The organism is Spirillospora sp. NPDC127506 (assembly GCF_040302145.1).
Classification (GTDB): Bacteria; Actinomycetota; Actinomycetes; order Streptosporangiales; family Streptosporangiaceae; genus Spirillospora.
Genome location: NZ_JBEORG010000004.1, coordinates 1 through 18,874, shown reverse-complemented (window position 1 = coordinate 18,874; position 18,874 = coordinate 1). Strand labels below are relative to the sequence as shown.

Genomic DNA, 18,874 nt, shown 5'->3' with positions numbered 1-18,874 from the left:
ACGTTCTTTTGCCGAACATGACGGCGATGTCGAGCCAACTCAGAATCCCTATATTTTCCCACTACCTGCGGTAATGCCACGGCATTCGAACCTTGACCTGCAAAAACGCGTGCGCTAGTGTGCTTTTCACAAAGCGAACGACTGCACGTATACCGATCAAACCTGGAGGCGGTATGTCGTTCCCACACATGATGAGGCGCCGGTGGCCGGCACTGGTCGCCGCCGGCCTGACCCTGTCCGGAGCGGTAGCGTGCGCCGGCGGCGCCGGATCGTCGGCCGGCGAACGCAAGGGTTCCCTCGCCTGCCGTGACGGCCGGATCCTCGTCGGCATCGCCAAGGCCGACAGCGGCTTCGCCTCCTTCTTCGACGTCGCCGGCAAGCGGGGGCTGCAGGTCGCGATCGAGGAGATCAACGCGCAGGGCGGCATCAAGGGCTGCCCCATCAAGACCATCACCGGCGACACCAAGTCCGATCCCGCAGTCGCCGCCCAGGTGGCGCGCTCGCTCATCGGCAAGGGCGCCCAGATCCTGGTCGTCGCCGACGACTTCGACACCGGCGTCGCCGCGGCCAGGATCGGGCAGCGGCAGGGGGTGCTGACGCTGTCGCTGGCGGCGTCCTCGACCGTCTTCGGCAAGGCCGTCGGCGACCGCTTCTTCAGCGGCGGCATCACCACCACCGAACTCGGCCTCGCGCAGGCCAGGTACGCGCTCGACCGCAAGTGGCGCTCGACCTTCCAGGTCCTCGACCCCGGCCTCGCCTACTTCACCGAGCAGGACACCGCCTACCGGAAGCTGTACGAGCCCGGCGGCGGCAAGGTCACCGGCGTGGACCGGGTCGACTCGCTGGCCGGCCAGTCCGACTTCAGCTCCACCATCTCCAAGATCAAGGCCGCGAAGCCCGACGTGGTCCAAGCCCTGGCCGTGTTCCCCGCGGTCGGCACCTTCGTCAAGCAGCTGCGCGCGGCCGGGGTGGACACCCCGGTGCTCGGCAACATCACGCTGCAGACCCGCGAGCTGCCGAAGCTCGTCGGGGCGAACCGCTCCAACGCGATCTCCTTCGCCGCCCAGGTCGCCTTCGACGGCGCGGGTGTCGATCCCGCGATCGCCGCGTTCACCGCGAAGTACGAGAAGATGTTCGGGCACTTCCCCGAGCAGGCCAACGCGCCGGGCGCCTACCAGACCTTCATGGCCGTGAACCAGGCCCTGCAGCGCAAGGACGTCACCGACGCCGCCTCGGCCGCGAACGCGATCCGGGCGCAGCGCGGACTCAAGGTCCCCGGCGGCACCCTGGCCTACTGGCAGGACGGGTACGCCGTCTGGAGCACGACCGTCGTCGGGGTGCAGAAGGGCAAGTTCAAGGTCGTCGCGGACTACGACCCGACCGTGTTGCGGAACGGCGCGTCGTGAGCGCTTCGCCCGCATCCGGCTCGCGCCTCCGGGATCCCGCCCCGGACGCGGACCCGCCGCTGCTCCGCGTGACGGGAGCGGTCAAGCGGTTCGCCGGCGTCACCGCGCTGGACGGGGCCGATCTGACCCTGGCGGCCGGCGAGGTGCTGGGGCTCATCGGACCGAACGGCTCCGGCAAGACCACGCTCGTGAACTGCATCTCCGGGGTGCTGCGGATCGACGGCGGCGACATCCGGCTCCGGGGCCGCGACATCACCCGCGCCTCCCGGGCCCGCCGGGCCCGCGGAGGCGTCGCCAGGACCTTCCAGAACCTCAAGCTCTTCGGCGACCTGACGGTCCGGGAGAACGTGACGGTCGGCGGCAACGCGTCCACCGGAACGTCCCGGAAGGAGATCGAGCGCCTGCTCGCGAGCCTGCACCTGGACGGGGTCGCCCGCGAGGTCGTCTCCGATCTGCCGTACGGGACGCAGCGCCGCGTGGAGATCGCGCGAGCGCTCGCCGGGAACCCCTCGGTGCTGCTCCTGGACGAACCGGCCGCCGGACTGAACGACGGCGAGACCGGCGAGCTGCGCGAGCAGCTGCGCCGGATACGGGACGAGCGCGGCTGCGGCATCGTGGTCATCGACCACGACATGAACCTCGTCCTCAGCATCAGCGACCGTGTGCAGGTCCTGGACGAGGGCCGCGTCATCTACGAAGGCCCGCCGCAGGAGGCGTTCGACCAGCCCCATGTCGTCGAGGCGTACCTGGGGGCGTCATGACCGCGGAACCGCTGCTGCGGGTCACGGACCTGGTGGTCGGGTACGGGGCGACCAAGGTGCTGAAGGGGGTCTCCCTCGAGGTCCGGCGCGGCGAGGCGGTGGCCGTCCTCGGCGCGAACGGCGCGGGCAAGTCGACCCTGATGAAAGTGATCTCGGGGCTGGTGGCCCCGTGGGAGGGGACCGTCTGGTTCGACGGCGCCGACGTGACGGGCGTGCCCGCCGAGGAACGCGCCGGGCTCGGCATCGCGCTCGTCCCCGAGGGCCGCGGCATCTTCACCACGCTCTCGATCGAGGAGAACCTGCTGATCGGCTCGACCAGCCTGCGGGGGCGCCTGTCGCGGGCGCGGCTGCGCCGGCACAACGACGAGGTGCTCGACCGCGTGTACGGGACGTTCCCCGTGCTGGCCGAGCGGCGGGCGGACAAGGGCTCCAACCTGTCCGGCGGGCAGCAGCAGATGCTGGCCATCGGCCGAGCCCTGATGGCCGACCCGAAGCTGCTCGTCCTGGACGAGCCGTGCCTCGGCCTGGCCCCGAAGATGGGAAACGAGGTCTACAAGGTGCTGCGCACGCTGCGCGAGCAGGGCCAGAGCCTGATCGTGGTGGAGGAGTCGTCCCGGCGTGCGCTCGACTTCGTCGACCGCGCCTGCTGCCTGAAACTGGGCGAGAAGGTGCTGGACGGCGACGCCGAGGAGATGCGGGCCGACGAGCTGCTCATCGAGGCGTACTTCGGGCTGAAGGGGGCTGAGTCGCCGTGACCGCATTCGTCCAGCACGTGCTCGACGCCCTGAGCGTCGGATCCACCTACGCCCTGCTGGCCCTCGGCCTGACGCTGGTGTTCAGCGTCATGAACCTGATCAATTTCGCCTACGGGCTGCTGCTGGTGTGGGGCGGCTACGGCGCCTGCGTCCTGGTGGACGCCGGAGTGCCGTTCGCCCTGGTCGTGCCGCTGTGCATCCTGTTCGTCACGGTCCTGTCCATGGCGATGGGGCGCGTCGCGTTCCGGCCCTTCATCGGTGCGCCGCCGATCACGCTGCTCATCACGTCGTTCGGCGTGCTCCTGATCGTCCAGTACATCGCGATCCTGGTGTTCGGGGAGAAGCCGAGGGTGCTGGACGTCCCGGGCTTCCTCACCGGGGTCGTCACGACCGGCGGCCTGCGGATCCCGGTGCTCCAGCTGGTCACGATCGCCAGCGGCGCGCTCGTCGTCGCGGCGTTCTACGCGTTGCTGAACAGGACCGCGTTCGGGGCGCAGCTGCGCGCCGCCGCCGAGCTGCCGCAGACCGCGCGCCTGATGGGCATCCGGCCCGACCGCGTCCTGATGATCGCGTTCGCGGTGAGCGGTGCGATCGCCGGCGTGGTGGGCCTGCTGTGGTTCGCCAAGGTCGGCGCGGTCACCCCGCGGTCGGACCTGGAGCCCACCCTGAAGGCGTTCATCGCGATCGTCCTCGGCGGTCTCGGCCGGATCTCCGGCGCGATGCTCGGGGGCCTCGCCCTCGGCGCGATCGAGGTCGCCATGAACATCGTCCTGCCCGCCGGGGCGATCACCTATGCGCAGGCGATCGTGTTCGCGGTCGTCATCACCCTGCTGGTCCTGCGCCCGGGAGGGCTCAGCGGCGCCAGAACGGAGGCCACCTGATGCTCAGGCTCGCACTGCGTGCGGACAGGCTGCCGGGCCCCGCGGGCCGGCTCGGGGCGACGGCGGGCGCGGTGCTCGCCGCCGGAGCGGTGACGCTGCTCGGCGCCCTGCTGTTCCTGGCGCCGACGATGCGGGAGATCGTCCTGCTCTTCGGCATCAACGCCGTCATGGTGGTCGGCTTCCAGCTGTTCGTCGGCAACACCGGCATCGTCTCCTTCGGCCACGTCGCGTTCATGGCCGTCGGCGCGTACGCGGGCGGCATCGCGGCCATTCCCGTGCTGGACAAGGAGCTCGTCCTGCCCGACCTGCCGGGACCGCTCGCGTCCGTCGAGGTGGGCTTCGTGCCCGCGCTGCTGATCGGCGGCGCGGCGGCCGCGCTGGTCGCGCTGGTCACGGGGCCGGCCCTGATGCGCCTGTCGGGGGCGGCGGCGTCCATCGCCACCCTCGGACTGCTGATCATCGTCACCAACGTGCTCGCCCAGGCGACCCCGCTGACGCGGGGCCCGCAGTCGCTCTTCGGCGTCCCGGAGAACACCACGTTCACCGGTGTGTACGCGACCCTCGTGGCGACGGTGGCGGTGAGCGCGCTGTTCAAGTGGTCGGGGGCCGGGCTGCGGGCGCGGGCCGTCCGCGACCAGCCCATGGCGGCCGAGTCGGCGGGGGTGTCGGTGCTGCGCTCCCGGCTGTGGGCGTTCGCGCTGTCGGCGTTCGTCACCGGTGTGGCCGGGGCGCTGTACGCGCAGCTCCTCACCGCGTTCTCACCCGCGTCGTTCTACATCGCCCAGCTCGTCCTGGTGATCGCCATGGCGATCGTCGGCGGGATCGGCGGGATCAGCGGCGCGCTGCTCGGGGCCGCGGTCATCACCGTCCTGAACGAGCTGCTGCGCCGGGTCGAGAGCGGGATGTCGGTCGCCGGAACCGAAATCCACGCCCCGACGGGGATCTCCTCCGCCGTCCTCGGCGTCGCCCTGATCGTCATGCTCCGATGGCGCCCGCACGGGCTGCTCGGCTCGGCGGAGCTCCAGTTCGAGGGGTCGGCTCCGGCCCGCGCGGAACCGGAGGCGCCGCGAACGGTTCCCGAGGACTCGCCGGAAGCGGTCGGCCGGACGGCCGGTGCGGCCCGAGCCGACGACGGCTGACCTCAGCTTCGCGTCCTCGGCCAAAGAGATGCGGCCGGTGTCCCGGACACCGGCCGCATCTCTTCTCGCCCGGACCCGGGTCTCAGAGGTCGAGGACGATCTCCGGTGTCGCGGACCGCGACACGCAGGGGTGGATGCGGTCCATGGTGTCCGGGGGGAGGATCGCGTCGCGGTGCTGGGGGACGCCCGCGAGCACCTTGACGCAACACGAGCCGCAGGTACCGCGCAGGCAGGCGCCGGGGACCGGCACCTTCGCGCGTCGCAGCGCGGTCATCAGGCTGACGTCGGCGTCGACCCGCACCCGTTTGCCCGTACTGGCGCATACGGCGGTGAACGGTTGGCCGGGCCCGAAATCCACAGGGGCAGGCACGAACCGTTCGACCCGGAGGGCGCCGTCCGGCCAGCCGGCCATGGCGTCCTGGACGGCGTCGACGAAGGCGGGGGGACCGCAGCAGTAGACGGCCGTCCCCGCTTCCCCCGGTCCGAGATAGGTGGGGAGGTCCAGCCGTCCTTCCGTGCTCGTGGCCCGGACGGTCACGTCGCCGTCCAGCGCGGCCAGCTCGTCGCTGAACGCGGCGTCTTCACGGGTCCGGACGCTGTAGGCGAGTTTCCAGGGGACGCCCGTCCGGTCGGCTTGGACGACCATGGGCAGAATCGGCGTGATCCCGACTCCCCCCGCAAGGAACACGTAGCGTTCGGCGGGTTCCAGGGCGAAGTGGTTGCGCGGCTCCCAGACGCGCACCCGCTTGCCGACGCGCAGGAACGAGTGCACATAGGCCGAGGCGCCGCGCGACAGCCTTTCCCGGAGGACGGCGATACGGTACCGGCTCCTGTCACCGGGATCGCCGCACAGCGAGTACTGGCGCAGATGCCGTGTGACCAGCTGGACGTCGATGTGCGCTCCCGGCTCCCACGCGGGAAGCGGTTCGCCGGCCGGGTCGGTGAGGTCGAGTGCCACGATGTCGCGGGCCTGCCGCTCCGTTCTCACCACGGTCAGGAGGCGGCCTCCCTCACGGAGCATCATCTCAGTAGAGCTCCTGGTAGCCGGCCTCGAACAGGCGGTCGAGGCGCTCCGCGTCCAGGCCGGCCGCCTCCGCAGCGCCCGCCGCTTTCGCCGCGTCCGCCCAGAACGTTCCGGGGGACGGGATCTCGTCGGCCAGGTCCTTCATGTCCGGTTCCCAGAGCCTGGACCTCAGGAGCGCCCGGCCGCAGTGCAGGTAGGCCGCCTCCACCTCGACGACGGTGGCCATCTGCGGGCGCACCCCGTCCTGTTCGAGCATCGTCCGCAGATCGCGGTCGTCGGTGACGTAGGCACGTCCGTTCACGCGCAGCGTCTCCACCGCTCCGGGGACGAAGAACAGCATTCCGATGTGCGGATTCTCGACGATGTTGGTGAAGGAGTCACCGAGTTTGTTGCCGAGCCGGTCGGGGACGGCGAGGGTGTTCTCGTCCAGCACTCGCGCGAATCCCGGATAGTCGCCGCGTGGCGAGCAGTCCGCCTCACCGGCGCCGTTCGACGTGGCGAGGCAGCAGAATGGCGCATGGGCGATGAAGGCGCGGCAATTGCGGTCGAGATGATCCAGGATCTTCAGCCGCGTCTCCGGGTCCGGCTCGCCGAGCAGGTCGCGCACCTGCGCGCCGCCGAGCCGCCGGAAGCGAGTCTTCCACGGCGCCGCGGCGTCGTCGCGAGCTGGGGCGGCGGACCCGCTAGATGCCATACCAGGTCGCTCATATTCCGACGCACCGTTCATATGATGAGCATACCGCCCCGGGGCTGTCCGGTGAAGATGCGTCCCGGCTCCATCGCGGGCACTGGTTCGGCCGTCGCCCCAGAGTCCCTTGGGCATCCCTGAAGCCCGTGTTTCGCCTTGTAGAGGGTGATGCAGGGGTGTCAGGCACCGGCTCCTGGGCTTCCGAGCCCATCGCCGGCGTGAAGCGGTCGCCGTCGTGCGATAGCATCGACGTTGTGGCTCGCAAATCGAACTCTCATTCGCTTGATGACGGCGACCTCGGCAAAAAGGACGGCATCCAGTCCGTCTCGCGCGCCCTCGGGATCCTAGAGCTGTTCGATGAGAGACGCCCGGCGCTGACCACGAGTGACATCGCGACGCTCACCGGTCTCAACCGCGCGACGGCGTACCGCTTCTGCCGGACGCTGCTGAACCTCGGCTATCTCGAAGAGACCAGCTCCCGCACATTCCGCCCAGGACTCAAGGCGATCTCGCTGGCGCGCGCCGCGCTGAGCAGCCGGGAGCTCCCCGAAATGGCGCGGCCCTACCTTCAGAGACTGCGCGAGACCACCGGTGAAACGGTCAACATGGCGCTGCTGGATGGTGCCGAGGTGGTCTATGTCGCGCGACTGCTCAATGACGACCTGCTCGCGCTGCGGCTCTTCGTCGGGAGCCGCCTGCCAGTGCACGCCACCTCGCTGGGGCGCGCGATCCTGGCCTTCCTGCCCCGCGAGGAGATCGAGGAAATCCTCGGAGACCGGGTGCTGGAGGCCGTCACCCAGTACACGATCACTGACCGCGACAAGCTGATGCGCGAACTCGACCTGATCCGCAGCCGCGGTTACTCTTTCAACGACGAGGAGATGGTCCTCGGCATCCGCGGGGTCGGTGCCCCGGTCTTCAACGCCGCGGGTCGTCCCATCGCCGCGATCAACGTCTCCATCGCCCGTCCGCTGGACAAGGCTGAGCTGCGGGCTGTGATCGCCCCCCAGGTCGTCGAGACCGCCCGCGCGATCAGCACACTCGTGACCGAACTGGCCATCGACTCCGACCATCACTGACGGTCGAGCTGGGCCGCGCCGAGGAACCCGACGTCAACCGCCCGCCTTGCAGCCGGCAGTTGAACACCTCCGGTACCGAGACCACGGCGTCGGTCGTCTCGGCGAGCTCGACATCTCCGATCGACAGCGGCAGGTCATAGATCACGTCCGAGGTCATGCGGACCAGCGTGAGATCCGTGATGCCCTGGCGGATCACCTCGCGGGCGACAGCGAACGGGATGAGACGGGTGAACCCCTCCATGGCCACTGTGTCGCCGTCGTGGATCAACTCCGCCACCGCCCCGGGCAGCGGCAAGATGTCGGTCATGTTCCGCGGCTGGGTCTCCGAACGCCGTCAACATTATTCACATAGTGAACATATTTTCACTATGTGAACCCTCCAGCTTTTGGCGCTGATTGTCAATGGATTTGAGGCGAACGCTCGCCGGCCATGCGACTACCGCGCGTCGGCCGCCAGCCAGTCGCGGGCGATGTGGGCGGCGAGCTTCTCCAGGAGCGGGCCGGCGTTCTCGTGGCAGGCGCGCGGGTCAGGCTCGATGCCGGAGAGGGTGTAGGCGGCCGCCAGCCCCAGCCGGCGCAGCTGCCGGTCGGAGAGCGCGCACGAGCCGGCGACGGCCACGGTCGGGACTCCCGCCCGTGCGGCGGCGCGCGCCACCCCGGCCGGGGCCTTGCCGTGCGCGGTCTGCGCATCGATCCTCCCCTCACCGGTGACCACCAGGGAGGCGCCGTGCAGTGCGGAGCGGAATCCCGTGAGATCCAGGACCAGGTCGATCCCGCTGAGGCGCTCCGCACCGAGCGCGGCGAGTGCGGCGAAGCCGATGCCGCCTGCGGCTCCGGCGCCCGGAGCCGCCGCGCACGCGACCATGGTGCGGCTTTCCAGGACCTCGGCCCATCGCGTGAGGCCCGCCTCGAGGACGGCGACGTCCTCCGGGCCGGCGCCCTTCTGGGGGCCGTACACGGGCGCCGCCCCCTTCGGACCGAGCAAGGGGGCGGTGACGTCGGTCGCGAGCAGCACGGTGACGCCGGTCATGTCGAGCAGACCGGAAAGATCGAGATCGTGGAGCCGGCGCAGCGCCGCGCCACCGGGCGGGAGCTCGGTGCCATCGATGTCGCGGAGCCGGGCACCGAGCGCCTGGAGCATGCCGGCCCCGCCGTCGGTGCAGGCGCTTCCCCCCACTCCGAGGATCACGCGCCGGCAGCCCATGCGGACCACCGCGTCGATGAGCTGCCCCGTCCCGAAACTCGACGCCGCCAGTGGTTCCGGTCCGTCCTGCAGCCGCAGGAGCCCGGAAGCCTGAGCCGACTCCACCACCGCCGTCTCGCCGCGTACGGCGAGGGACGCCTCCACCGGTCGCCCTGTCGGTCCCTCGACGACGCGGGTGACCCGTTCGAACCCGGCGGCGAGGATGGCGTCGACGGTGCCGTCCCCGCCGTCGGCGACGGGGATGCCGATCAGCTCGGCGTCCTCGGCGGCCCTGCGCAGGCCCGTCATCAGATGGCGCGTGGCCTCGGCCGCGGTGAGGGACCCCTTGAACTTGTCGAGAGCCAGGAGGACGCGGCTCATGACGCGGCCCCCGGAAGGGAGAGGCCCGCTCCCGCGGCCTCTCCCCTCTGAGCGACGGCGGGGCCCATCACACCGGTTCGGGTTCGATGAGGCGGTCGATGGCCGTGCCCCGCACGGAGTTCGCCTCCCGCTCGATCATGATCTCGACCAGGACCGGGCGCCCGATCCGTACGGCCTCCTCGCGGGCCCAGGCCAGCGCGCCGGCGATATCGTCCGGACGATGTACGCGGCGGCCGGAGCACCCGTACGCCTCCATGATCTTGATGTTGTCCGAGCCGAACTCGTCGTAGTGGATGTCCACCTCGAAGTTCATGTCGTACTCGATCTCGGCCTGGCGGATCAGGCCCAGGTACTCGTTGTTCAGCATCACCAGAACGAAGGGCACCCGGTACTGGGCGGCGACGGCGAGCTCTTCCACGAGGAACTGGAACGAGTAGTCCCCGACGATGCCGACCACCTCGGCGTCCGGTCTGGCCTTCTTCACGCCGATCGCCGCGGGGATCTCCCAGCCGAGCGGCCCCGCCTGTCCGCAGACCTGGTAGTGGCGCGGTTTGAACACCCGCTGGAACATGCCGGACCAGATCTGGTAGAGCCCGATCGCCGTGACGAAATAGGTGTCCGGCCCGAAGGCGGTATTGATCTCCTTGAAGACGCGGGCCGGCTTGATCGGGACGTCGTCGTAGTCGTCCCTGCGCGTCAGCGTGGACCTCAGTTCGGCGACGCGTGCGGTCCATTCCGAGCGGTCCGGGTGGCTGCTCCGCTCCCCGGCGGCGTCGCGAAGCGCCTCCAGGAACAACCGGGCGTCGGAGACCACCCCCAGGTCCGGACCGAACACCTTGCCGATCTGCGTGGGCTCGATGTCGACGTGAATGAACGTGCGGTCCCCGCGGTAGACGTCGATATCACCGGTGTGCCGGTCACCGAACCGGGCGCCGACGGCCAGGACGAGATCGGCCTGGAGGAACGCGGCGTTGCCGTAGCGCTGTGTGGTCTGGATGCCGGTCATTCCGGCGTGCAGCGGGTGGCCGTCCGGCAGCGCTCCCTTGCCCATCAGGGTCACCTGGACGGGGATCTGCAGCATCTCGGCGACCTCGCGGAGCGCGTCGGACGCCTCGGCGAGGATGACCCCGCCGCCCGCGAGGATGAGGGGTCGCTCGGCCGCCGCGAGCATGTCGAGGGCACGCCGGACCCGGAGCGGATGGGGCGCCACGGGCGTGACGGGAAGCGGTGCGTCCACCGACGGGTCCCAGGCGATCGTCTGCTTCTGCACGTCGAGCGGCAGGTCGATGAGCACCGGCCCCGGCCGGCCGGACCGGGCCACCCGGAACGCCTCCCGGAAGATCCACGGTGCCTGGGCGGCCTCTTTGACCTGGACGGCCCATTTGGTGACCGGCTTGGCGATCTGCACGATGTCGACCGCCTGGAACGCTTCCTGGTGGAGCTTGGTGGACGGGGCCTGGCCGGTGACGCAAATGATCGGGATCGAGTCGGCCATCGCGGTGTACAGGCCGGTGATCATGTTGGTTCCGGCGGGGCCCGAGGTGCCGATCGCGACGCCCACCCCGCCCGAGGTCCGCGCCCAGCCGTCAGCCATGTGCGTGGCGCCCTCCTCGTGCCGGACGATCAGATGTTCGATGCCGCTGGTCCGCAACGCCGCGTACAGCGGGAGGATCGCCGCGCCCGGGCACCCGAACACGGTGTCGACCCCCTCGGACTTCAGGACGCCGGCGACGGCCTCCATGGCGCGCAGTTCAGGCATGTGCGTTCTCCTTCGTCCGGCCGTTGAGCCTCTCGATGACCTCGAGCAGTGCCGAGTGGTCCCGCGAACCCATCCCTGCGGCCCGAGCCGCCGCGACGAGCTGGGAGACCTGCCCGGCGAGCGGCAGTCCCACGCCCGCCGCCTCCGCCGCCCGCAGCACGATGCCCATGTCCTTGTGATGGAGGTCGATGCGGAACCCCGGCGTGTAGTCCCGTTTGAGGAACGCGGACATCTTGCGGGTCAGCACCGTGGAACCCGCCAGGCCGCCGTTCAGCACCGTGAGGCCCGGCTCCGGGTCGACGCCGGCCGCCTCCATGAGGACCAGCGCCTCGGCGTTCAGGGCGATGATCCCGGCGACCACGAGCTGGTTGGCGGCCTTGACCACCTGACCGGCGCCGTGCTCGCCGACATGGACGATGGTCCTGCCCAACGCTTCGAGAACCGGCCGAGCGGCCTCGAAATCGTCCTTCTCACCGCCCACCATGATCGACAGCACGCCTTCGACCGCGCCGGTCTCCCCTCCGGACACCGGGGCGTCCAGCACCCGCAGGCCCCGTTCGCGTCCCGCCGCCGCGACTGCCCGGGACGTCTGCGGGCTCACCGTGCTCATGTCGATGAGCAGGGTCCCCGGCCGGGCGTGCATCAGGACTCCGTCCGGCCCGAGGATGACCGCCTCCACGTGCTGGTCGGCGGGGAGCATCGTGATGACGACCTCCGCGTCCCTGACCGCGTCCGCGGACGAGGTGGCGCCGGTGCCGCCGTCCGCCGCCAGCCCGGCCACGGCGTCGGCGTTCACGTCGAAGCCGCGCACGTCATGTCCGGCGCGGATCAGGTGCCGCGCCATGGGCGCGCCCATGATGCCGAGCCCGATGAAACCTATGACCGCCATCTCGCCTCCATGACTCACGGTCCGTCGTTCAGCCAGTCGAAGCTGTCGATGCTCGCCTCGGTGGGCCGGTACTCCAGACCGACCCAGCCGGAATAGCCGTGCGCGCCGAGCGCGCCGAACAGCTCGTCGAAATCGAATCCGCCGGTGCCCGGCTGGTTGCGTCCGGGCACGTCGGCGATCTGCACGTGGCCGATCAGCTCGTGGTGGGCGGCGACGACCTCGGCCGCGGCCTCCCCCGAGATGGCCAGGTGGTAGAAGTCGGCGAGGAACCGTACGTTCCCGGCCGGAAGGACGTCGATGACGCGGGCGACGTCGGCGGCGGTTCGCAACGGGTAGCGCGGGTTCTCCTTCGCGTTCAGCGCCTCGAGGAGGACCACGGCTCCGGCCGGCTCCGCCGCCCGTGCCGCCAGCGTGAGGTTCTCGACGGCCAGCTCGTCCTGCTCCGCGGGAGAGCACCCCTCGACGCGGTTGCCGTACAGCGCGTTCAGGGCACGGCATCCAGTGCGCCGGGCGATGTCGACGGCGATGTCGACGCCGTCGGTGAACTCCGCCGTATGGGACGGGTCGGAGAGAAGCCCGCGGTCGCCGGCCGGCATGTTCCCGGCGGCGAAGTTGAGCCCCACCAGGGCGACACCCGCATCGTCGATCGTGCGGACGAAGGCGTCCACCTCCCGGTCGGAGGGGACCGCCCGGTCGAACGGCCACCAGAACTCGACGGCGTCGAACCCGGCGGCCTTCGCCGCCGCCGGACGTTCGAGCAGCGGGAGCTCGGTGAACAGGATCGAGCAGTTGACGTCGAAGCGCAGACCGGCTCCCGCCGGGTTCGCGATGGCCACGGCTAGTACCGCCGATCCCGCAGCCAGTCCGCGTACGAGGCGATGCCGGCCTCCAGGGACTGCTGCGGCACGTACCCCAGCTCGTCCCTCGCGGCCGTGATGTCGTACGGTCCCTGCCGGTCGAGTGTCGGGATGTGGCCGGGGCCGATGGCGAGATCGGCCTTGCCGAGGATCTTCTCGACGAGCGCCGCCGCCTCCCGCAGCGTCACCTGGCGTCCCCCGGTGATGTTGTAGACCGCGCGCCCGTGGTCACCGACCTCCAGAGCCGCCTGCGCGGCGCGCGCCACGTCCTCGGCGTGCACGAACTGGAAGCGGTGCTCGCCGCCCTCGTCCAGCCGGAACGGCCGGCCGTGCACCGCGGCGGCGATCATCTCCCGGAGCACCTCCGGCATGGGGTTGCCGGGGCCGTAGACCTCGGTGATGCGCAGTGAGATGACGTCCACGCCGTAGAGCCGGCCGTAGATCCGCCCCATGAGCTCGGTGGCGACCTTGGTGACCCCGTACGGGGTGTTGGGGAGGAGATGCGCCCCCTCCTCCTGGACCAGGTGGGTCTCCTGGTCGCCGTAGGCGCATTCGGAGGAGAAGTTCACCACCCGGCGGACCCCGGCGAGGCGGGCGGCCTCGAGCACGTGGAGCGTGCCCTCGACGTTGGCCGTGAACGTGGTGATGGGAAGATCGATCGACAGCTCCGGGTGGGACATGGCGGCGGTGTGCGCGATGCGTTCGACCTCGTACTCCTGGAGCGTCCGCAGCAGCCGCGGGACGTCGTACAACTCGCCCTGCACCGCGACCACCGACGGGTCGTCCGATTCGGAGAAGTCGCGGTTGTAGGAGATGACCCGGTGGCCGTCGGCGGCCAGCCGCCGGACGAGGTACCTTCCGACGAAGCCGAGCCCGCCGGTCACGAGCGTGGTCGTCATGCCTGCTCCCCTCCGTCCTCCTGCGGACGCGCCAGGCTGCCGACCGGGAAGCAGCCGGTGCGGCCGCCGTCGACGACGTAGTGGGCGCCGGTGACATAGGCCGCGTCGTCGGACAGGAGGAAGAGCACGGTCTGCGCGATCTCCTCCGGCCTGCCCAGGCGCCCGAGGACGATCGACCGCTCGTTCTCGGCGCGCTCGGCCGCGGGATCGTCGGCCGTGTCGAACTCGGCGCGCAGCAGCGGGGTGTCGATGGCGCCCGGGCAGACCGCGTTCACCCGTACCCCGCTCGCCGCCAGTTCGGCGGCGAGCGCCCGGGTCATGGCGAGGATCCCGCCCTTGGTAGCGGTATAGGCGACATACCCGGCCTGTCCCGTCAGCGCGAGCTCCGAGGCGGTGCTGACGATGGCGCCGCGGCGGCGCGGCGCCATCACCCTCGCCGCCTGCCGCGCCACGAAGAAGCTGCCCGTCAGGTTCACCCGGAGCTGGCGATGCCACTGCTCGTCGGTCGTCTCCGTGACCGGCACGACCATGGAGATGCCGGCGTTGTTGAACACCGCGTCGACCGGTCCGAGCGCCTCCGCGCGGGAGAACGCGTCCGCGACGGCCGCCGAGTCCGCGACGTCCGCCGGGAGGGGCAGCACCCGCGCGCCCGCCGCCCGGCACTCCTCGGCCGCGCGGTCCAGCTCGGCACCCGGCAGCGCGACGAGCGCGACCGCGGCGCCCTCCCGCGCCAGCAGCAGCGCGGTGGCGCGTCCGATCCCCGAGCTCGCGCCGGTGACCAGGGCGGTCCTACCCTTCATACGGCTCATCTGCATGCTTTCCTTTCACTGGGTTTCGGTGACGCCGGCCCGGGGGCGGGCCGGAGGGGCCGCGAGGGCGCGGCGTGCCGCCTCGCCGCAGGTCATGAACTCGACGTCGCCGCAGGAGAGCGCGTATTCGAGCAGTCCGCGCAGCGCCAGCGTCCGGCCGGCCCGGCCGCTGAGGAAGGCGTGGCAGGTCAGCTGGTAGAGCCCGCCGTACCGGCGCAGGCCGTCGAGTTCCGCGCGCCAGATGCCGACGGCGGTCTGCGGCGCCTCGACGTTGCGCCCGATCCGGGGCTGCGGCAGGAACGCGTAGTGGTCGAAGTCGTCGAGGATCCAGTGGCACGGCAGCTCGACCACGTCCCGGTCGCGGCGCCGGACCAGGTACGGGCTGTCGTCGCCCATCAGGCTCGTGTCGTAGCGCAGGCCGTATTCCGCGACGATGTCGAGTGTCCGAGAGCTGGCGGACCAGTACGCCGCCCGGTGACCGGCCGGCGTCACACCGAACGCGGCCATGACCTCCAGCGCGCGTTCGAAGTCGGCGCGCTCCTCGCTCTCGGACATGTCCGTCGGGGGACGGTGGCTGTAGGAGTGGTGGGCCAGTTCGTGGCCGGCGCCGACGATCGGCTCCACCAGTTGCGGATGGCGTTCCAGCGTCCATCCCGGCACGAAGAAGGTGGCTTTGATCCCGAGGGCGTCGAGCATCCCGAGCAGGCGGGGCACGCCGCGCTGGATCTCGTACACCTGGTGGCTCATCGGCAGCGGGTGCTGCGCGAAGCGGCGGCCCTCGGCCAGCACGACGGTCTCGCAGTCCACCGGGATGGTGAGCGCGAACGCGGTGGTCTTGCCCTCCGGGAGCCAGGAGGGGGTCGCGGGTTCCATGGACGCTCCTTATGCTCAGCTCGGGTAGACCGCGGGATCAGGGCGGGGGTCGAGCCGGTCCAGGGACCGGCGCGGCAGCGATTCGTCCGCACGAGCGCGCCGGGCGACCTCCGCGGCGGAGAGGACGGCCACGTCACCGGCGTCCAGCGCGTACTCGATCAGCCCGGCCAGGGCCCGCAGCCGGCTCGCACGCCCGGTCGCGAACGGATGCAGGGTCAGGACGACGAGACCGCCCTCCGCGCGCAGGGCGTCGAGTTCGAGCCGCCAGCCCGCGACCACCTCCGCCGGCGACTTGACCCTGTACGACTCGCCGATGGGCAGGTTCACGTACTGCAGCCAGTCGTCGAGCGCCCACGACGGCGGCAGTTCGACGATGTCCCCGTTCCCGGTGTCCAGCATGTAGGGGCGGTCGTCGTCCATAAGTGTGGACTCGTAGCTCAGCCCGTGCGAGGCGACCAGGCCGGACGTGCGGAGGCTGGCGCTGGACAGCGGCGTCCGGTGACCGGTCACGTGGGCGCCGAGCCGTGCCAGCGTCTCCAGCGCCCGCTCGAAGTCCTCCCGCTCCTCCGCCTCGCTCATCTCGACGTACGGACGATGGTGGTAGGAGTGGTGGCCGATCTCATGCCCCGCGGCGAGGATCGCCTCGACCGTCCGGGGATGCCGTTCCGCCGTCGCACCGGGCACGAAGAACGTGGCGGGCACCTCGTACTCGGCGAGGAGGCGGAGGATCCGGGAGACTCCGACCTCCGGGCCGAACGCCTGGTGCGACATGAGCATCGCGTTCTCGGCGTACCGGGCGTCCTCGGCCAGCAGCGGGGACTCCCCGTCGACGTCGAAGGTGAGGACCATCGCGGCCGCCGCGCCCGCGAGCCACCCGCCGGTGGGCGCTTCGGGCCGTCGGGCGCCGGTCATGACCTCGCGTCCCCGTGCAGCTGGGCCTTCCTGGTCTCGCCGAGGGCGGGCGGGGCGCCGTCCGCGGAGGACGTCCAGAGCTTCGACAGCCCCCACGCGGCCAACGCGAGGACGATCAGGACGGCCTCGGCGAGAATGTACCGGCCTTCCTGCTTGACCAGCGCGATCCCGGTGAACCCGATCACGATGATGGGCGGCACCGGCCACAGGGGCATCCGGTAGACCCGCCGCTGCTCCTTCTGGGTGATCCGGCTGACGAGGGCCGCCCAGCCGATGAAGAAGTAGACGGCCGCGATCACGGTGCCGGCGAAGATGATCAGGAAGTCCAGCGCGGAGGTGAAGACGAGGACGCCGGCCGGCACGGCCAGGACCAGGACGCCCGCCGCCGGCGCCTGGAACCTGTTCAGGCGGCCGAGCCGGCGGCTGACCGGTGCGGGCCACACGACGTCGCGGCCGGTCGTGTAGACGGCGCGGCCGAAGTACATGAGCAGGGACAGCATGGCGTTGAACAGTGCCACCGCCGCCCCGATGTCGATGATCTTGGTGGCGGCCGAACCGAGCGCCGCCTCGACCGAGTACGCGATCGGCGTTTCGGCGGACAGGAACTCCTTCAGGTCCGGCGCGGCGACCACGGCGGCGATCAGCGGAATGATGATCAGCACGCAGGCCAGCGCGGCGGAGACGATGACCGCCTTGGCGACACTGCGCTCCCCGCCCTTGAGCTCTTCGGAGAAGCCGAGCGCCGCGTCGTAGCCGTTGATGACGTTGAAGGCCGGGGCGAAGGTCGCCAGCATGACCACGAACGTCAGCCCGGTCAGCTCGGTCCCGCTCAGGTGCACGGGGTGGACGGCCACGTCGATCACGCTCTGCTGGGGTGCGGTGAGCGCGGCGACCGTGATGATCCCCAGCACCGCCAGCTCGACCACCACCATCACGATGGTGACCCACGCGCCCACGTCGACGCGGGTCAGCGCGATGACCACGGCGATCCCGAGGAAGATCAGCGCCAGTGGCTGGTCGGCCATGCCCAGACCGGGCACCAGGCTCTTCACGAACTGCGCGACGCCGAGAGCGATCGAGGCCGGGATCACGATGCCCTGGATGAGGAAGTTGAACATCGTCACCCAGGTGACCGGCCCGGGAAGCACGTTGCGCACCAGCGAGTACATCCCGCCCGCGATCGGGTACATCGAGGCCAGCTCGGCCAGGCACAGCGCGATCAGTATGACCACCGCGCCCTGGATGATGCTGGCGCCGACGGCGAACGTACCGCCGATGAGGAAGACGCCGGCCGTCAGGAAGACGACGGCCATGGTCGGGGACACATCGGCCATGGCGAGGCCGACGACGTGTCTGATGCTCAGCCTGCGTTCCAGTTCCGGCTCATACCCGAGCTCCTTGAGCCGTTCGCTGCTCGCGTCGTGCTCGCTCACCTGCGGATCCTCTCTCTACTTCCCCGAGTTGCCGCTGACGCTGCCGGACACTAAACTCGTTTTCGGTAAACTGTCAACAGTTCGCAATGGAGCTTCTTCGATGGCAACGCCCGGCGATCTATCCCCCCTCGCGGACCCCACCCCCCTGTCTGACTCCACCGCCGAGCTGCTGCGGGAGAAGATCCTCAACGGGGACTTCGCCCCGGGGCAGCGGCTGAACGAGGCTGCGATGGCCCGGCAGCTCGGCATCAGCCGAGGTCCCGTCCGCGAGGCACTGGCCCAGCTGCGCGCCGAGGGCCTCGTCTACGACGAGCCTCGCCGCGGCTCCTTCGTGGCGGCCCTCACTCCTGCGGACGTCAAGGAGATCTACCAGCTCAGATGCGCTCTGGAGACCTACGCGGCACGCATGATCAGCGAGGCGGGCGACGAGGCCGCCATCGGTCGCCTCCGGGAGGTGGCCCGCCAGTTGAGGGCGGCGGCGGAGGCGATGGACCAGAAGGAGTTCGCCAGGCTCGACATGCTCTTCCACTCGGAACTGTGCCGCCTCACGGAGAACCGCCGCCTGCACCAGGCGTTCGAACGGCACAGCGGCCTGCTGTCCACACTGCTCAGGCTGGAGGTCACCACCCAGTACGAGTCCCTCGACGGGCTGCTCACCAGTCACGAGGAGATCGTCGACGACATCGCGTCCGGCGACGTCGAGCGCGCACAGGCCGCCTGCGAGCGCCACCTCGACCACGCCATCGGCATGGTCCTCGCCATGCTCGAGCACGCCCGATCCGCCGAGGCGGAGAACTAGCTCGATTTTTTGCGAGGTCGGTTGGGCCGCGGAGCGACCCAACCGGGTTTTGGTCTTCTGCGTCGGGTCAGCCGTTGGGCCCGACTGTCGCGTCGGGTGGTCGCAGTTCCACGGGCCCGGGGGTTCTCCTGGTGTTGATGGGACGGTTCGTGCTGGTCAGGGCACCGGGAGCATCTGCAGACGCCCGATCGCGGGTCTGCCTGACGGGCCGCTCGGCTGGGAACGCCGAGCGGCGCCTCGCAGCCCGGCCGCGGGCCGGGTCGGTTCAGTGCGGGGAGGAGGATCCGCGGCGTGGATGCCGGGTGAGGGTGTAGCCCGCCACGGCCGTGACGGCGGCGAGGACACCG

General features: G+C 70.5%; 18 protein-coding genes and 1 pseudogene. 7 read left to right on the top strand and 12 right to left on the bottom strand.

Annotated features, from left to right (window positions below; all coding sequences use genetic code 11):
• The first annotated feature begins 173 nt into the window (after nt 1–173).
• The 5 genes from ABTW95_RS06005 to ABTW95_RS05985 are packed head-to-tail and all read left to right on the top strand — an operon-like array spanning nt 174 to nt 4,942.
• Nucleotides 174–1,406 (top strand): ABC transporter substrate-binding protein, encoded by a 1,233-nt coding sequence (locus ABTW95_RS06005; protein ID WP_500225077.1) that lies wholly within the window; start codon nt 174–176, stop codon nt 1,404–1,406.
• Nucleotides 1,403–2,167, top strand: coding sequence for an ABC transporter ATP-binding protein (locus tag ABTW95_RS06000; protein WP_500225075.1), 765 nt, complete (start codon nt 1,403–1,405; stop codon nt 2,165–2,167). The genes ABTW95_RS06005 and ABTW95_RS06000 overlap by 4 nt, the downstream gene beginning before the upstream one ends.
• Nucleotides 2,164–2,922 carry an ABC transporter ATP-binding protein gene (locus ABTW95_RS05995; protein WP_396449690.1) on the top strand — a complete coding sequence of 253 codons (759 nt, stop codon included), beginning with the start codon at nt 2,164–2,166 and terminating at the stop codon, nt 2,920–2,922. Before ABTW95_RS06000 ends, ABTW95_RS05995 begins: the two co-directional genes overlap by 4 nt.
• Complete coding sequence (locus tag ABTW95_RS05990; protein ID WP_396449691.1) at nt 2,919–3,803, top strand: branched-chain amino acid ABC transporter permease; 885 nt, start codon at nt 2,919–2,921, stop codon at nt 3,801–3,803. The genes ABTW95_RS05995 and ABTW95_RS05990 overlap by 4 nt, the downstream gene beginning before the upstream one ends.
• Nucleotides 3,803–4,942: a branched-chain amino acid ABC transporter permease gene (locus tag ABTW95_RS05985; RefSeq protein WP_500225071.1), complete on the top strand. Its 1,140-nt coding sequence runs from the start codon at nt 3,803–3,805 to the stop codon at nt 4,940–4,942. The genes ABTW95_RS05990 and ABTW95_RS05985 overlap by 1 nt, the downstream gene beginning before the upstream one ends.
• 82 nt (nt 4,943–5,024) lie before the next feature.
• On the opposite strand, the gene ABTW95_RS05980 is transcribed toward ABTW95_RS05985, so the two are convergent.
• Together ABTW95_RS05980 and ABTW95_RS05975 are read right to left on the bottom strand one after the other, a co-directional pair.
• Nucleotides 5,025–5,966 (bottom strand): PDR/VanB family oxidoreductase, encoded by a 942-nt coding sequence (locus ABTW95_RS05980; RefSeq protein WP_500225069.1) that lies wholly within the window; start codon nt 5,964–5,966, stop codon nt 5,025–5,027.
• Nucleotide 5,967: 1 nt separating this feature from the next.
• On the bottom strand, nt 5,968–6,660 hold the full coding sequence (locus tag ABTW95_RS05975) for an MSMEG_1061 family FMN-dependent PPOX-type flavoprotein (protein WP_500225067.1): 693 nt from the start codon (nt 6,658–6,660) through the stop codon (nt 5,968–5,970).
• 248 nt (nt 6,661–6,908) lie between these two features.
• Between ABTW95_RS05975 and ABTW95_RS05970 the strand changes: the two genes are divergently transcribed.
• On the top strand, nt 6,909–7,733 hold the full coding sequence (locus ABTW95_RS05970) for an IclR family transcriptional regulator (RefSeq protein ID WP_500225064.1): 825 nt from the start codon (nt 6,909–6,911) through the stop codon (nt 7,731–7,733).
• On the opposite strand, the pseudogene ABTW95_RS05965 reads toward ABTW95_RS05970, so the two are convergent.
• The 10 genes and pseudogenes from ABTW95_RS05965 to ABTW95_RS05920 all read right to left on the bottom strand — a co-directional run.
• Nucleotides 7,733–8,040, bottom strand: a pseudogene (locus ABTW95_RS05965) (CoA transferase); the annotation flags it as partial. The gene ABTW95_RS05970 and the pseudogene ABTW95_RS05965 overlap by 1 nt on opposite strands.
• Before the next feature lie 129 nt (nt 8,041–8,169).
• Nucleotides 8,170–9,297, bottom strand: a complete 1,128-nt coding sequence (locus tag ABTW95_RS05960) for a glycerate kinase (RefSeq protein WP_500225062.1) — start codon at nt 9,295–9,297, stop codon at nt 8,170–8,172.
• Between the two features lie 67 nt (nt 9,298–9,364).
• Nucleotides 9,365–11,056: a glyoxylate carboligase gene (gene gcl / locus ABTW95_RS05955; protein WP_500225060.1), complete on the bottom strand. Its 1,692-nt coding sequence runs from the start codon at nt 11,054–11,056 to the stop codon at nt 9,365–9,367.
• On the bottom strand, nt 11,049–11,945 hold the full coding sequence (locus ABTW95_RS05950) for a 2-hydroxy-3-oxopropionate reductase (RefSeq protein WP_500225058.1): 897 nt from the start codon (nt 11,943–11,945) through the stop codon (nt 11,049–11,051). The genes gcl and ABTW95_RS05950 overlap by 8 nt, the downstream gene beginning before the upstream one ends.
• A gap of 14 nt (nt 11,946–11,959) precedes the next feature.
• Nucleotides 11,960–12,781, bottom strand: a complete 822-nt coding sequence (locus ABTW95_RS05945) for a hydroxypyruvate isomerase family protein (protein ID WP_500225056.1) — start codon at nt 12,779–12,781, stop codon at nt 11,960–11,962.
• A gap of 2 nt (nt 12,782–12,783) precedes the next feature.
• The gene (locus ABTW95_RS05940) at nt 12,784–13,701 is read right to left on the bottom strand and encodes an NAD-dependent epimerase/dehydratase family protein (protein ID WP_500225054.1); all 918 of its coding nucleotides are present in this window, start codon (nt 13,699–13,701) and stop codon (nt 12,784–12,786) included.
• On the bottom strand, nt 13,698–14,501 hold the full coding sequence (locus ABTW95_RS05935; protein ID WP_500225051.1) for an SDR family NAD(P)-dependent oxidoreductase: 804 nt from the start codon (nt 14,499–14,501) through the stop codon (nt 13,698–13,700). The genes ABTW95_RS05940 and ABTW95_RS05935 overlap by 4 nt, the downstream gene beginning before the upstream one ends.
• Before the next feature lie 24 nt (nt 14,502–14,525).
• Nucleotides 14,526–15,383: a polysaccharide deacetylase family protein gene (locus tag ABTW95_RS05930; RefSeq protein WP_396449701.1), complete on the bottom strand. Its 858-nt coding sequence runs from the start codon at nt 15,381–15,383 to the stop codon at nt 14,526–14,528.
• A 15-nt stretch (nt 15,384–15,398) separates the two neighbouring features.
• On the bottom strand, nt 15,399–16,295 hold the full coding sequence (locus tag ABTW95_RS05925; protein ID WP_396449702.1) for a polysaccharide deacetylase family protein: 897 nt from the start codon (nt 16,293–16,295) through the stop codon (nt 15,399–15,401).
• Nucleotides 16,292–17,728, bottom strand: a complete 1,437-nt coding sequence (locus ABTW95_RS05920; protein WP_396449703.1) for an APC family permease — start codon at nt 17,726–17,728, stop codon at nt 16,292–16,294. Before ABTW95_RS05920 ends, ABTW95_RS05925 begins: the two co-directional genes overlap by 4 nt.
• 100 nt (nt 17,729–17,828) lie before the next feature.
• Between ABTW95_RS05920 and ABTW95_RS05915 the strand changes: the two genes are divergently transcribed.
• A complete protein-coding gene (locus tag ABTW95_RS05915; protein WP_396449704.1) occupies nt 17,829–18,527 on the top strand; it encodes a GntR family transcriptional regulator in 699 nt (232 codons plus the stop codon).
• Nucleotides 18,528–18,874: the final 347 nt, after the last annotated feature.

Coding starts and splice junctions, on each gene's coding strand:
- ABTW95_RS06005 (WP_500225077.1), top strand. CDS start 174: ATGTCGTTCCCACACATGATGAGGCGCCGGTGGCCGGCACTGGTCGCC.
- ABTW95_RS05995 (WP_396449690.1), top strand. CDS start 2,164: ATGACCGCGGAACCGCTGCTGCGGGTCACGGACCTGGTGGTCGGGTAC.
- ABTW95_RS05985 (WP_500225071.1), top strand. CDS start 3,803: ATGCTCAGGCTCGCACTGCGTGCGGACAGGCTGCCGGGCCCCGCGGGC.
- ABTW95_RS05980 (WP_500225069.1), bottom strand. CDS start 5,966: ATGATGCTCCGTGAGGGAGGCCGCCTCCTGACCGTGGTGAGAACGGAG.
- ABTW95_RS05975 (WP_500225067.1), bottom strand. CDS start 6,660: ATGGCATCTAGCGGGTCCGCCGCCCCAGCTCGCGACGACGCCGCGGCG.
- ABTW95_RS05960 (WP_500225062.1), bottom strand. CDS start 9,297: ATGAGCCGCGTCCTCCTGGCTCTCGACAAGTTCAAGGGGTCCCTCACC.
- gcl (WP_500225060.1), bottom strand. CDS start 11,056: ATGCCTGAACTGCGCGCCATGGAGGCCGTCGCCGGCGTCCTGAAGTCC.
- ABTW95_RS05950 (WP_500225058.1), bottom strand. CDS start 11,945: ATGGCGGTCATAGGTTTCATCGGGCTCGGCATCATGGGCGCGCCCATG.
- ABTW95_RS05940 (WP_500225054.1), bottom strand. CDS start 13,701: ATGACGACCACGCTCGTGACCGGCGGGCTCGGCTTCGTCGGAAGGTAC.
- ABTW95_RS05935 (WP_500225051.1), bottom strand. CDS start 14,501: ATGAAGGGTAGGACCGCCCTGGTCACCGGCGCGAGCTCGGGGATCGGA.
- ABTW95_RS05930 (WP_396449701.1), bottom strand. CDS start 15,383: ATGGAACCCGCGACCCCCTCCTGGCTCCCGGAGGGCAAGACCACCGCG.
- ABTW95_RS05925 (WP_396449702.1), bottom strand. CDS start 16,295: ATGACCGGCGCCCGACGGCCCGAAGCGCCCACCGGCGGGTGGCTCGCG.
- ABTW95_RS05915 (WP_396449704.1), top strand. CDS start 17,829: ATGGCAACGCCCGGCGATCTATCCCCCCTCGCGGACCCCACCCCCCTG.